This window comes from Cellulosimicrobium sp. EB106-03-01-XG111, assembly GCF_058792115.1.
Genome location: NZ_JBYTEQ010000003.1, coordinates 167,386 through 180,733 on the forward strand (window position 1 = coordinate 167,386; position 13,348 = coordinate 180,733).

The 13,348-nt window shown below is 74.6% G+C and carries 13 protein-coding genes; 1 reads left to right on the plus strand and 12 read right to left on the minus strand.

From position 1 onward, the window contains the following. Positions 1 to 81: 81 nt before the first annotated feature. From pyrF to AC3WT4_RS04835, 12 genes are all read right to left on the minus strand, one after another. On the minus strand, positions 82 to 951 hold the full coding sequence (gene pyrF, locus AC3WT4_RS04780) for an orotidine-5'-phosphate decarboxylase (protein ID WP_492314857.1): 870 nt from the start codon (positions 949 to 951) through the stop codon (positions 82 to 84). Beyond that, positions 948 to 4,319 carry a carbamoyl-phosphate synthase large subunit gene (carB, locus tag AC3WT4_RS04785; protein WP_108046666.1) on the minus strand — a complete coding sequence of 1,124 codons (3,372 nt, stop codon included), beginning with the start codon at positions 4,317 to 4,319 and terminating at the stop codon, positions 948 to 950. Before carB ends, pyrF begins: the two co-directional genes overlap by 4 nt. Positions 4,320 to 4,321: 2 nt before the next feature. Beyond that, positions 4,322 to 5,560 (minus strand): glutamine-hydrolyzing carbamoyl-phosphate synthase small subunit, encoded by a 1,239-nt coding sequence (gene carA / locus AC3WT4_RS04790; RefSeq protein ID WP_492314858.1) that lies wholly within the window; start codon positions 5,558 to 5,560, stop codon positions 4,322 to 4,324. A gap of 44 nt (positions 5,561 to 5,604) precedes the next feature. Continuing rightward, positions 5,605 to 6,303: a PH-like domain-containing protein gene (locus tag AC3WT4_RS04795; protein WP_492314859.1), complete on the minus strand. Its 699-nt coding sequence runs from the start codon at positions 6,301 to 6,303 to the stop codon at positions 5,605 to 5,607. After that, positions 6,300 to 7,661 carry a dihydroorotase gene (locus tag AC3WT4_RS04800; protein WP_108046678.1) on the minus strand — a complete coding sequence of 454 codons (1,362 nt, stop codon included), beginning with the start codon at positions 7,659 to 7,661 and terminating at the stop codon, positions 6,300 to 6,302. Before AC3WT4_RS04800 ends, AC3WT4_RS04795 begins: the two co-directional genes overlap by 4 nt. Further along, positions 7,658 to 8,749, minus strand: coding sequence for an aspartate carbamoyltransferase catalytic subunit (locus AC3WT4_RS04805; protein ID WP_492314860.1), 1,092 nt, complete (start codon positions 8,747 to 8,749; stop codon positions 7,658 to 7,660). The genes AC3WT4_RS04800 and AC3WT4_RS04805 overlap by 4 nt, the downstream gene beginning before the upstream one ends. Further along, complete coding sequence (pyrR, locus tag AC3WT4_RS04810; RefSeq protein ID WP_492314861.1) at positions 8,746 to 9,429, minus strand: bifunctional pyr operon transcriptional regulator/uracil phosphoribosyltransferase PyrR; 684 nt, start codon at positions 9,427 to 9,429, stop codon at positions 8,746 to 8,748. Before pyrR ends, AC3WT4_RS04805 begins: the two co-directional genes overlap by 4 nt. Before the next feature lie 179 nt (positions 9,430 to 9,608). Then, positions 9,609 to 10,028, minus strand: a complete 420-nt coding sequence (nusB, locus tag AC3WT4_RS04815; protein ID WP_021482611.1) for a transcription antitermination factor NusB — start codon at positions 10,026 to 10,028, stop codon at positions 9,609 to 9,611. A gap of 33 nt (positions 10,029 to 10,061) precedes the next feature. Beyond that, positions 10,062 to 10,625 (minus strand): elongation factor P, encoded by a 564-nt coding sequence (gene efp, locus AC3WT4_RS04820; protein WP_074806303.1) that lies wholly within the window; start codon positions 10,623 to 10,625, stop codon positions 10,062 to 10,064. Between the two features lie 109 nt (positions 10,626 to 10,734). Further along, the gene (locus tag AC3WT4_RS04825) at positions 10,735 to 11,217 is read right to left on the minus strand and encodes a hypothetical protein (RefSeq protein WP_257416757.1); all 483 of its coding nucleotides are present in this window, start codon (positions 11,215 to 11,217) and stop codon (positions 10,735 to 10,737) included. Further along, on the minus strand, positions 11,214 to 11,852 hold the full coding sequence (locus tag AC3WT4_RS04830; protein WP_492314862.1) for a hypothetical protein: 639 nt from the start codon (positions 11,850 to 11,852) through the stop codon (positions 11,214 to 11,216). Before AC3WT4_RS04830 ends, AC3WT4_RS04825 begins: the two co-directional genes overlap by 4 nt. A 60-nt stretch (positions 11,853 to 11,912) precedes the next feature. After that, positions 11,913 to 12,371 carry a type II 3-dehydroquinate dehydratase gene (locus tag AC3WT4_RS04835; protein WP_492314863.1) on the minus strand — a complete coding sequence of 153 codons (459 nt, stop codon included), beginning with the start codon at positions 12,369 to 12,371 and terminating at the stop codon, positions 11,913 to 11,915. A gap of 197 nt (positions 12,372 to 12,568) precedes the next feature. Here AC3WT4_RS04835 and AC3WT4_RS04840 point away from each other — a divergent pair, with 197 nt between their 5' ends. Further along, on the plus strand, positions 12,569 to 13,336 hold the full coding sequence (locus AC3WT4_RS04840) for a glycerophosphodiester phosphodiesterase family protein (RefSeq protein WP_492314864.1): 768 nt from the start codon (positions 12,569 to 12,571) through the stop codon (positions 13,334 to 13,336). The last annotated feature ends 12 nt before the right edge of the window (positions 13,337 to 13,348 follow it).

Sequence of the window (13,348 nt, forward strand, 5' to 3'; positions counted from 1 at the left end):
GGCACGGGACCGCACCCGGCACGACGACGACCGGGCCGGCCCCCCACGAGGGGGCCGACCCGGTCGCGGGTGGAGCGGGGCTCAGCCGCGCAGCGCCTGCGCCGCCTCGTCCGTGGCCGTCCGGGCCGCCGCGCGCAGCGCGTCAACGTCCGGCCCGGCGCGCAGCACGCCGCGCGACGACGACGCGAGCACCTGGCGCCGCGCGTCGCCGAACACGGCGGCGAGCTCCGCCGCGCCCGCGCCCTGCGCGCCCACACCGGGAGCGAGGAGCGGTCCGCGCACGGCCGCGAGGTCCGTGCCCGTGCGCGCCGCGGCGTCCGCGATCGTCGCGCCCACCACGAGCCCGACCGGCCCGAGGGCGTCGCCCGCGGCGACGACCGGGGCGTTCACGTGGGCCGCCTCGCGCGCGACGTGCGCCGCGACGGACTCCACGCCCGCCCCGGCGCCCCGGCGCGCGTGCTGCACCTCGGCGCCCTCGGGGTTGGACGTCAGGCACAGCACGAACAGGCCGCGCCCCGTCTCCAGCGCCGCGTCCACCGCCGGCTGCAGCGACCCGAACCCCAGGTACGGGGACACGGTCAGCGCGTCCGCCGCGAGCGGCGACCCGTCGCGCAGGTACGCGTCCGCGTAGGCGGCCATGGTCGAGCCGATGTCGCCGCGCTTGGCGTCCACGATCGTCAGCGTCCCCGCCGCACGGGCCGCCGCGAGGACCTCCTCGAGCGCTGCGACGCCGCGCGACCCGTGGCGCTCGAAGAACGCCGACTGCGGCTTGACCGCGGCCACGCGGCCCCCGACCGCCTCGACGACCCGCAGGCCGAACTCGCGCAGCCCGGAGGCGTCGTCGGGCAGGCCCCAGTCCGCGAGCAGGCTCGGGTGCGGGTCGATGCCCACGCACAACGGCCCGTGGTCCGCCGTCGCCGCCGCGAGGCGCGCGCCGAAGCCCGCGCTCACGCGCCCACCCGCTCCGCGGCGGGAGCGGGCAGCTCGACGCCTGCGGTCAGGTCCTCGCCCGCCATGTGCTCCTGGAGGCTCGCGACCGCGAACGGCCCCGCGAGGACCGCCTCGATGCCCTGCACCGCGGCGGCGAGCTGGTCGACCGTCGTCGCGATCGGCTTGTCGGCCGCCGTCGTGGCCGCGCGGATCTCGTAGCCGTCGGCGCGCGCGCCCTGGCCGGACGGCGTGTTGATGACCATGTCCACCTCGCCGGCCGTGATGAGGTCGACGATCGTCGGCTCGCCGTCCGCCCCGCGGCCCGCGGAGAACTTGCGCACCACGCGCGACGCGATGCCGTTGCGGCGCAGCACGCTCGACGTGCCGTCCGTCGCGAGGATCTCGAAGCCGAGCTCCGCGAGCCGCTTGACCGGGAAGACGATCGAGCGCTTGTCGCGGTCGGCGACGGAGACGAACACGCGGCCCGACGTCGGCAGCCCGCCGAACGCGGCGGCCTGCGACTTGGCGAACGCGTGCGGGAAGTCGCGGTCGAAGCCCATGACCTCGCCCGTCGAGCGCATCTCCGGCCCGAGCACCGTGTCCACGACCACGCCGTCCGCGGTGCGGAAGCGCTTGAACGGCAGGACCGCCTCCTTGACCGCGATCGGCGCGTCGAGCGGGAGCGTGCCGCCGTCGCCCTCTGCGGGCAGCACGCCCGCGGCGCGGAGCTCGGCGATCGACTCGCCCGCCATGACGCGCGCCGCGGCCTTCGCGAGCGACGTGCCCGTCGCCTTGGAGACGAACGGCACCGTGCGCGACGCGCGGGGGTTGGCCTCCAGGACGTACAGCACGTCGGAGACGAGCGCGTACTGCACGTTGAGCAGGCCGCGCACGCCGACGCCCTTCGCGATGGCCTCGGTCGAGCGGCGGATGCGCTCGATCTCCTGCTCCGAGAGCGACACGGGCGGCAGGACGCACGCCGAGTCGCCCGAGTGGATGCCGGCCTCCTCGATGTGCTCCATCACGCCGCCGAGGAAGAGCTCGGTGCCGTCGTAGAGCGCGTCGACGTCGATCTCCATGGCGTCGTCGAGGAACCGGTCGATGAGCAGCGGCGCGGGCAGCGTCCCGGCCGTGCGGTCCTCCGCCGCGGCCGCCACGAGCGCGCGCTCGACGTAGCCCGTGAGCTGCTCGGCCGAGTACACGATCTCCATGCCGCGCCCGCCGAGCACGTAGGACGGGCGCACGAGCACCGGGTAGCCGATGCCGGCCGCGACGTCCTTCGCCTCGTCGAGCGAGCGCGCCGTGCCGAACGCCGGGGCGGGCAGGCCCGCCTCGACGAGCACGCGGCCGAACTCGCCGCGGTCCTCCGCGGCGTCGATCGCCTCGGGGCTCGTGCCGAGGATCGGCAGGCCCGCGTCCGCGAGGCGCTGCGCGAGCGCGAGCGGCGTCTGGCCACCGAGCTGGACGATGATGCCCTTCACCGGCCCCGCGGCGAGCTCCGCCTGGTAGACCTCGAGCACGTCCTCGAACGTCAGCGGCTCGAAGTAGAGGCGGTCGGACGTGTCGTAGTCGGTCGAGACCGTCTCCGGGTTGCAGTTGACCATGACCGTCTCGTAGCGCTCGCGCAGCGTGAGGGCCGCGTGCACGCACGAGTAGTCGAACTCGATGCCCTGGCCGATGCGGTTCGGGCCCGAGCCGAGGATGATCACGGCCTCGCGCTCGCGCGGCGCGACCTCGGTCTCCAGGTCGTACGACGAGTAGTGGTACGGCGTGCGCGCGGCGAACTCGGCCGCGCACGTGTCGACCGTCTTGTAGACGGGCCGGACGCCGAGCGCGTAGCGGACCTCGCGCACGGTCGCCTCGCCCGCCGGGCCCATGCCCCGCAGGCGCGCGACCTGCGCGTCGGACAGCCCGTGCTTCTTCGCCTCGCGCAGCACGTCCTCGGTGAGCGCGGGCGCGCCGGCGACGGCCGCCGCGACCTCGTTGACCAGCTGGATCTGGTCGAGGTACCACGGGTCGATCTTCGTGGCCTCGAACACCTGCTCCACGCTCGCCCCGGCGCGCAGCGCCTGCTGGACGCCGATGATCCGGTTCTCGGTGGGGCGCGCGATGCGCACGAGCAGCTCGTCGAGCTCCGCGCCGGACACGGGCTCGCCGTCCCAGTGGAAGACCGAGCCGCCCTTGTCGATCGAGCGCAGCGCCTTGCCGAGCGCCTCGGTGAAGTTGCGCCCGAGCGCCATCGCCTCGCCGACCGACTTCATGGTCGTCGTGAGCGTCGGGTCGGCGGCCGGGAACTTCTCGAACGCGAACCGCGGCACCTTGACGACGACGTAGTCGAGCGTCGGCTCGAACGAGGCCGGCGTGACCTGCGTGATGTCGTTGGGGATCTCGTCGAGCGTGTAGCCGACGGCGAGCTTCGCCGCGATCTTCGCGATGGGGAACCCGGTCGCCTTGGACGCGAGCGCGGACGACCGCGAGACGCGCGGGTTCATCTCGATGACGATGACGCGGCCCGTGTCCGGGTCGACGGCGAACTGGATGTTGCAGCCGCCCGTGTCGACGCCGACCTCGCGGATGACGGCGATCCCGATGTCGCGCAGCTTCTGGTACTCGCGGTCCGTGAGCGTGAGCGCGGGCGCGACCGTGATCGAGTCGCCCGTGTGCACGCCGACGGGGTCGACGTTCTCGATCGAGCACACGACCACGACGTTGTCGTTCTTGTCGCGCATGAGCTCGAGCTCGTACTCCTTCCAGCCGAGGATCGACTCCTCGAGGAGCACCTCCGTCACCGGGGAGTAGTGCAGGCCCTGCCCGACGATGCGGCGCAGCTCGTCCTCGTCGTACGCGAAGCCCGAGCCGAGGCCGCCCATCGTGAACGACGGGCGCACGACCATCGGGTAGCCGAGGTCGCCCGCGGCCGCGATCGCCTCGTCGACCGTGTGCACGATGACCGAGCGGGCGGACTCGCCGCCGCAGACCTCGACGACGTCCTTGAACTGCTGGCGGTCCTCGCCCTTCTGGATCGCCGCGATGTTCGCGCCGATGAGCTCGACGCCGTACTCGGCGAGGACGCCGGCCTCGTCGAGCGCGATCGCCGCGTTGAGGGCCGTCTGACCGCCGAGCGTCGGCAGCAGCGCGTCCGGGCGCTCCTTGGCGATGATCGACGTGAGGACCTCGGTCGTGATCGGCTCGACGTAGGTCGCGTCGGCGAACTCGGGGTCGGTCATGATCGTGGCGGGGTTCGAGTTCACGAGGACGACCCGCAGGCCCTCCTCCTTGAGCACGCGGCACGCCTGGGTGCCGGAGTAGTCGAACTCGCACGCCTGGCCGATGACGATCGGGCCGGACCCGATGACCAGGACGCTGGAGATGTCGGTTCTGCGAGGCACGGTCAGCTCTCCTTGGTGGTCTGCTCGACGGCGTCGGAGCCTGCGCCCGCCGCGCCCGCGGCGCGACGCGACGTCATGAGCTCGACGAAGCGGTCGAAGAGGTACGCGGCGTCGTGGGGGCCGGCCGCGGCCTCGGGGTGGTACTGGACGGAGAAGGCGGGCAGGTCGAGGCACTCGAGCCCCTCGACCACCTGGTCGTTGAGCCCGACGTGGGACACGACGACGCGCCCGTAGCGGCCGCCGTCGTGCGGGGCGACGGACTCGCCGTCGAGCGGCGCGTTGACCGCGAACCCGTGGTTGTGCGCCGTGACCTCGACCTTGCCGGTGCGGCGGTCCATGACGGGCTGGTTGATGCCGCGGTGGCCGTACGCGAGCTTGTAGGTGCCGTAGCCGAGCGCACGCCCGAGGATCTGGTTGCCGAAGCAGATGCCGAAGAACGGCGTGCCGCGGTCCAGGACGCCGCGCAGCAGCTCGACCTCGTGCGTCGCGGCGCTCGGGTCGCCCGGGCCGTTGGAGAAGAACACGCCGTCGGGCGCGTACGCCTCGATGTCCGCGACCGTCGACGCGGCGGGCACCACGTGCACGCGCACGCCGCGCTGCGCGAGGCGCTGGGGCGTCATCGACTTGATGCCGAGGTCCACGGCGACGACGGTCGCGACGGGCTCGCCGTCCGGCGTCGTGCCCTCGAAGGGCTCGACGACGTACGCCGTCTCCGTGCTCACCTCGCGGGCGAGGTCGGCGCCGGCCATCGCGGGCGCCGCCTTCACCTCGGCGACGAGGTCCTCCACGGTGCGCGGGTAGCCGTCGCGCACGAGCGCGTCACCGGAGAAGATGCCCGCGCGCATCACGCCGAGCTCGCGCAGGTGGCGCGTGAGGGCGCGCGTGTCGACGTCGCTGATGCCGACGACGCCCTGGGCCGCGAGCTCCTCGTCGAGGGTGCGCTGCGCGCGCCAGCTCGACGCGCGGCGGGCCGCGTCGCGCACGACGTACCCGGCGACCCAGATCTTGCCGGACTCCGGGTCCTCGTCGTTGACGCCCGTGTTCCCGATGTGGGGGGCCGTCATGACGACGATCTGCCGGTGGTAGGAGGGGTCGGTGAGGGTCTCCTGGTAGCCGGTCATGCCGGTGTTGAAGACGATCTCGCCGACGGTCGTGCCGCGCGCGCCGTACGCGCGACCGGCCTGCACCGTGCCGTCCTCGAGGACGATCAGGGCCCGGTCGGGGGCGGGTGCGCCGGTCACCGAGGTGACTGCGGTCGGTGAGCTCACTGCGTTCGCTGAGGCGGTCAAGGTGCATCCTCGTCGTTCTCGTCGGTGCCGGGTGCCGCGCTCTCGCGCGTCGGCGCCGGGCCGTCCTGGTCGGTGGGTGCGTCGGTGGCGCTGCTCGGCGCCCCGGTTCGTCGTTCGCGGGTACCGTCGGCGCCCGGGCTCCGGGGTCGGCCGGCGAGGTCGCGCACGGCCTCCAGGAGACGCGGGACGTCGTGGTCGTGGCGCGGCATCAGCCCGGTGTCCAGCCGGACCTCGGGGTGCGCCGGCGCCTCGGGCGCGTCGGCCGGGACCGGCTCTGCCGGGACGGACCACGTCACCACGACGATGGCCTCCTTCCCGACGAACTTCCCCGCCATGCCCGGGGTGAGGGCCACGTCCTCGACGGCCGCCGCGGGCACCCACACGTCGGCGGCGCCGCGGCGCGCGACGTGCAGGCCGGCGTCGTGCACGGTGACCTGGGCCTGCGCCCGGTCGCCGAGCCCGTGGGCGCCGACGCGCGCGAGCCAGTCGCCCGCGAGCGTGCTCGACACGTACAGCGCGTCGAGCGGGCCGAGCACGACGCCGCCGCGCGCGGGCTCCGCCGGCACCGCGGGCGGCGTCGGCACGAAGCCCGCGGAGCGGCGCACGAGCCGGCGCCGGCCGACGAGCACGAGCGTCAGCAGGACGACGCCGAGCACGATCCAGATCCCGGCCGCGACGGGCTGCGGCAGGTTCACGCTCCCACCCCCCGACCGGCGGTGACCGCTTCGACGGGCGCGCCGTCGAGCACGGTGGCCCGGCCGCGCAGGAACGTCGCGACGACCGCACCGGGCAGCTCGCGGCCCTGGAAGGGCGTGTTGGTGCTCGCGGTGGCCTGCCCGGCGCCGTCGACCACGCGCCGCGCGGCCGGGTCGACGAGCGTGACGTTCGCGGGCTCGCCGACCTCGAGCGGACGGCCCTGGGCGCGCTCCCCCGTGTCGATGCGGCCGATGCGCGCGGGCGCGCTCGACAGCACGCGCGCGACGTCGGCCCACGTCATGCGGCCCGTGTCGACCATGGTCTGCTGCACGACGCTCAGCGCCGTCTCCAGGCCGGTCATGCCGAACGCGGCCGCCGCCCACTCGCAGTCCTTGTCCTCGCGCGCGTGCGGGGCGTGGTCGGTCGCGACGATGTCGATCGTGCCGTCCGCGAGACCCTCGCGCACCGCCTCGACGTCCGCGGCCGTGCGCAGCGGCGGGTTGACCTTGAAGGTCGGGTCGTAGCCGCGCGCCAGGTCGTCGGTGAGGACGAGGTGGTGCGGCGTGACCTCGGCCGTGACGTCGATCCCGCGGCCCTTGGCCCAGCGGACGATCTCGACCGAGCCGGCGGTCGACAGGTGGCACACGTGCAGGCGCGAGCCCACGTGCTCCGCGAGGAGCACGTCGCGCGCGATGATCGCCTCCTCGGCGACCGCGGGCCAGCCCGCGAGGCCGAGCTCGGCCGACACGACGCCCTCGTTCATCTGGGCGCCCTCGGTGAGGCGCGGCTCCTGCGCGTGCTGGGCGACGACGCCGTCGAACGCCTTGACGTACTCGAGGGCGCGGCGCATGAGGATCGGGTCGTCGACGCACTTCCCGTCGTCCGAGAACACCCGCACGCGGGCCGCGGAGTCGGCCATCGCGCCGAGCTCGGCGAGCTGCTCGCCCGCGAGCCCGACGGAGACGGCGCCCACCGGGTGCACGTCGACCCAGCCCGCGTCGCGCCCGAGGCGCCACACCTGCTCGACGACGCCCGCCGTGTCCGCGACCGGGGTCGTGTTGGCCATCGCGTGCACGGCCGTGAAGCCGCCCGCCGCCGCGGCGCGGGTGCCGGACGCGATCGTCTCGGCGTCCTCGCGCCCCGGCTCGCGCAGGTGGGTGTGCAGGTCGACCAGCCCGGGCAGGGCGACGAGGCCCGTCGCGTCGACGACGACCGTGCCGTCGTCGTCCGCGGCGCGCGCTGCACCGACCGGAGCGAGCTCGGCGACCACACCGTCCGCGAGGACGAGGTCGACGGGGTCGCCGCCGAGCGGGCGCGCGCCGCGCAGGACGTACGTGGTGGTTGCGGCGCTGCTCACGAGGCGGAGACCCTTTCGACGGCGGGGACGGGCTGGGCGGAGGGCAGGTGCGCGGCCGACGCCGTGTCGTCGGCCTCGTCGCTGCCCGCGAGGAGGAGGTAGAGCACGGCCATGCGCACGGCGACGCCGTTCGCGACCTGCTCCACGATCACCGCGCGCGGCGAGTCCGCCGCCTGCGCGGAGATCTCGAGGCCGCGGTTCATGGGACCGGGGTGCAGGACGACGGCGTGCTCGGCGAGGAGTCCGAGGCGCCGGGCGTCGAGCCCGTACTTGCGGCTGTACTCGAGCGGGTTCGGGAAGAAGGCCCCGCCCCCGGCGCCGGCGCCGCTCATGCGCTCGCGCTGCACGCGCAGCATCATCACGGCGTCGGGGCCGCCGTGCGCCGTGTCGCCCGCGAGGGCCGCGTCCAGGTCGTAGGAGACCTCGCACGGCCACGTCCGGACGCCGACCGGCAGGAGCGTGGGCGGCGCGACGAGCGTCACGCGGGCCCCGAGCGTGTGCAGCAGGTGGACGTTCGAGCGCGCGACCCGCGAGTGCAGCACGTCGCCGACGATCGCGACGTGGCGTCCGTCGAGGCCGGCACCGCGTGCGGCGGCGTCGTCGGGGCCGCTCGCCCCCGGGGAGGTCAGGCCCGTCCCGGTGAGGTGGCGGCGCAGCGTGTACGCGTCGAGGAGCGCCTGCGTCGGGTGCTGGTGCATGCCGTCGCCCGCGTTGACCACGGCCGCGTCGAGCCAGCCCGCGTGCGCGAGCAGGTGCGGGGCGCCCGACGCCTGGTGCCGCACGACGACCGCGTCCGCGCCCATCGCCTGGAGCGTCAGCGCCGTGTCCTTGAGCGACTCGCCCTTGGACACGCTCGACCCCTTGGCCGAGAAGTTGATGACGTCCGCGGAGAGCCGCTTCGCCGCGGTCTCGAAGGAGATGCGCGTGCGCGTCGAGTCCTCGTAGAAGAGGTTGACGACCGTGCGCCCGCGCAGCGTCGGGAGCTTCTTGATCTCGCGCGACTGCGTCGCGGCCATCTGGGCGGCCGTGTCGAGGATGCGGACGGCGTCGGCGCGTCCGAGGTCCTGGGTCGAGAGCAGGTGCCTCATGCGCGGGCCTCCCCGCCGTCGGTGGCGGCCGACCGCGGGGCCGCGGGCCGGATGACGACCGCGTCGGCGGACGGGTCGCCCGCCGCGGAGGCGCCGTCGATCTCGGCGAGGCGCACGCTCACGCGCTCGGACGTCGACGTCGGCAGGTTCTTGCCCACGAAGTCGGGGCGGATCGGCAGCTCCCGGTGGCCGCGGTCGACGAGCGCCGCGAGCTGCACCGCGCGAGGGCGGCCGAGGTCGCTGATCGCGTCGAGCGCGGCCCGGATCGTGCGGCCGGAGTACAGGACGTCGTCGACGAGGACCACGACCTTGCCGTCGATCCCCGACGCGGGCAGGCGTGTCGCGCCGATCGTGCGCGTCGGGTGGCGGTGCAGGTCGTCGCGGTACATCGTCACGTCGAGCTCGCCGACGATCGCGTGCGGGTCGGGCGCGCCGTCTCCCTCGATCGCGGCGAGGCGCTCGGCGAGCCGGGCCGCGAGCGGGACGCCGCGCGTCGGGATGCCGAGGAGGACGAGGTCGTGGGCTCCCTTGTTGCGCTCCACGATCTCGTGGGCGATGCGCGTCAGCGCGCGGGAGATGTCCGCCGCCGTGAGGACGACGGTCCCGGCGGTCGGCCCCGTCTCGGGGTCGGACCCCGGCCGGGGTACGGATGGTGTGGGCACAGCAGCGCCAGAGCTCATGTCCGGCGACCTCCTTCCCCGCCTCACGGGACGGGCCTTAAAGGATGTCTGACGGTCACCCACCCTACCGCCGTGGCCCGGCGGCCGGGTGCGCGTCCCGCCCGGTGGGACGCGGCGTCGGTCACACCCGTGACCGACGCCGCGCGAGGCGTCGTCCCGGCCGGGGCCGGGCGCCGCGGTCAGGCCGTGATCGTCGGCTTCATCTCGACGATGCGCGCGAGCAGCCCGTTGACGAACGACGGCGAGTCGTCGGTCGACAGGGAGCGCGCGAGGTCGACGGCCTCGTCGATCGCGACGACGTCCGGGACGTCGTCGTTGAAGAGGATCTCCCAGCCGCCGATGCGCAGCAGGGCCCGGTCGACCGCGGGCATGCGCTCGAGCGTCCACCCGTGGGAGTAGGTCTCGAGCAGCTCGTCGATGCGCTCGCGGTGGGCGAGCACCCCCTCGACGATGTCGACCGCGTACTGCGGCAGCGCGGTCTGCGCCGTCCCGGGGTCGGCGACGCGCTCCGCGAGGAGGGTCGTCGGGTCCACGTGACGCTGCTCCGCCTCGAAGAGGACGTCGAGCGCGCGCTTGCGCGCCTTGGTGCGTGCGGCCATGTCAGTCCGTCGTCTGTCCGTCGGTGCCGGCGGTCAGTCGTTCACGCGGCCGAGGTACGACCCGTCACGCGTGTCGACCTTCACCTTGGTGCCCTGCTCGAGGAAGAGCGGGACCTGGATCTGCGCGCCCGTCTCGAGCGTCGCGGGCTTGGTGCCGCCCGTCGAGCGGTCGCCCTGCAGGCCCGGCTCGGTGTACGTGATCTCGAGGACGACCGAGGCCGGCAGCTCGATGTAGAGCGGCTGGCCGTCGTTCGACGCGATGAGCACGTTCTGGTTCTCGAGCATGTAGTCCTTGGCGTCGCCCACGATCTCGGCGCCGACCGTGACCTGGTCGTACGTCGAGGTGTCCATGAACACGTAGTCCGCGCCGTCCTGGTACAGGTACTGGAAGTCACGGCGGTCGACGTTGGCGGTCTCGATCTTGAGCCCGGCGTTGAACGTCTTGTCGATCGTCTTGCCCGTCATGACGTTCTTGATCTTGGTGCGGACGAACGCGCCACCCTTGCCGGGCTTGACGTGCTGGAACTCGATCACGGTCCACAGCTGGCCGTCGAGTCGCAGCACGGTGCCGTTCTTGATGTCGTTGGTGGTCGCCACGTTCGTCTTCCTGTCGGAGGGTCAGCGGTCCCGTCGACGCGCCACCGGGTGCCGGGACGGCACGAGGGGGCCACGCGAGGGCGGGATGCGGAAATGGGCCTTGACGATCTTACCGGAGCGCGGCGAGGACCGCGTTCGCCACGACGCCCAGGGTCGCGGCCCAGCACATCGAGGCGAGCGTCCCGATGACGAAGCGCTCCGACGCGACGGGGTGCTCGCGCAGCTCGGGATAGCGGCCCAGGCCCTTGATCGCGACGACGAAGGCGATGCCGCCGGGCTCGCCTGCGAGGAGGCAGCCCGTGATCGCGAACCGTTCGAGGATCCCGATCCACGTCCCGCCGCGCAGAGCCTTGACCGCCTCCGTCCCGATCGGCCCCGTCGTCGGAGGGGGCGGCGGGGGCACGGGCACGGCCGCCGGGTCCGCAGGGGCCCCGCGTCGAGGCCGTCCGGCACGCCCCGGGGCGGCGGAGCCGCCCGCGCGCGCCGCCGCACGCAGCACCCATTGGGTCACGGGGCCGCCGCCGAGGACGCTCGCGGCGAGCGCGACCACCCAGACGAGCACCACGAGCACGACCGTCACCGGGTCCGTCACGCCTTCTCCTCCTGCCGATCCACCGACGGCCCCTCGTGGAGCTCGCCCAGCAGCCTCGCGACCACGGGCCGCACCGCCGCCTCCTCGGGCCACAGCGCGGAGCGCAGCCGCTGGCTGACCGCCTGCTCGGACACACCGAGCGCGCGAGCCACATCCTTCTGGGTGCCGCCCACACGCGCCAGCGCGTCGACGGCCTCCCACCCGGGCGCGGTGCGCCGGTCCACGACCGCCGCGAGGAGGCGCAGGAGCGCCTCGACCTCCCCGGCGCGCGACGCGGGCTCCCCGCGGACGGCGACGGGCGCGGTGGCCGCGCGCGACTTCGCCTGCTCGACCGCCTCGCGGGCCAGGACGAACGCCGTGCCCGACGCCTCGCGCGACACCGCGGGCAGCGGCTCGTCGACGGGCCCGACGCCGAGCCCGACGCTCCAGCCGCCGTCGCGCAGGAGGTCGAGCACGACCTCGACGACGACCTCCGGGTCGTCGAGGACCCCCTGGACCTCGTCGCCGACGGTCCGGTCGAACGGGACCACGACGCCGGCGCGGTCCGCCAGCACCTCCTCGAGGCGCGCGAGCACCTCGGGGACGCGGTCGGGACGACCGGTGCTCCCCCGCTGGTCGACGGTCAGGACGTACATGCCCTCAAGGCTAGACCCTTGTTCCCGGCCCATCAAGCCCTGGGGCTTGATCGAGCACGATCAAGCCTGGGCCGATCCACGCAGGCGCGCGGCGACCGCCTCGAGCGCGAGCCGGTAGGAGTCGAAGCCGAAGCCCGCGACCGTGCCCGTCGCCACCGCGCCCACCACGGAGTGGCTGCGGAACGCCTCGCGCGCCGCCGGGTTGCTCAGGTGGACCTCGACCAGCAGCAGGCCGGACGTCGTGACCTGCGCGGCGGCGTCGCGCACCGCGTACGAGTAGTGCGTGAACGCGGCCGGGTTCAGCACGACGTGGGCCCGGGCGTCGACGGCCTCGTGCAGCCAGCCGACGAGCTCGGACTCGTCGTCGGTCTGCCGCACGTCGACGGCGAGGTCGAGCGCGCTCCCCCACGTCGAGGCCGACGCACGGAGGTCGGCCATCGAGGCCGAGCCGTAGATCTCCGGCTCCCGCACGCCGAGCCGACCGAGGTTGGGTCCGTTGAGGACGAGCACGCGTTCCATGGCGCCCGAGCCTAGCCGTGCCGGGGCCGGCCACGACGAGACGTCCGTGCTCGCTCCCGACGAGCGACGGACCACGGCCTCGGGCACGCTGGCGGGGTGACCCTCAGCGCTGCCCGCCCTCTGCCCCCGGTCCTGCTCCTGCCGCTGCCCTGCGCACCCGGCCCCGCGCCGTCCGACGCCCGCTCAGGGGCGGCCGCATGAGCGCGACGCGCTACCTGGACGTGCCCTTCGCGGCGCTCGCGCACCGCGGCTTCTCGCGCGAAGGTCTCGAGAACTCGATGGCCGCGTTCGCGGCGGCCCGCGAGCTGGGGCTCCGGTACGTCGAGACGGACGCCCACGCGACGTCGGACGGCGTCGCCGTGGCGCTCCACGACGCCTCGCTGGACCGGACGACGGACGCGCGCGGCCTGGTCGCCGACCTCCCGTGGCGCACGGTGCGCGCCGCCCGGATCGGGGGACGAGAGCCGGTGCCGTCGCTGGAGGACGTCCTCGGGACGTGGCCGGACCTGCGGGTCAACGTCGACGTCAAGTCGGCGGCGGCTGCCGAGCCGGTCGCGCGCGCGATCGAGCGCACGCGCGCGCACGACCGCGTGTGCGTCGCGTCGTTCGCCGCGGCGCGGCGCGAGGCGACCGTCGCGCGGCTCTCGCGGCCTGTGACCGTGTCCGGCGCGCGGGGCGCGGTGGTGGGCATGCTGCTCGCGGGGCGCGCCCGCGTCGACGCGCTCGCCCGCCGGGCCGCGCGCTCCGTCGACTGCCTCCAGGTACCGGTGCGCGAGGGCTGGGTGCGCGTCGTGGACTCCGCGTTCGTGCGGGCCGCGCACCGGGCCGGCGTCGCGGTGCACGCCTGGACGGTCAACGACGCGCCGACCATGCACCGGTTGCTCGACCTCGGGGTCGACGGGATCGTCACCGACCGCTCCGACGTGCTGCGCGACGTGCTCCGCACCCGAGGGCTGTGGACCTGACCGCGCCGAGGA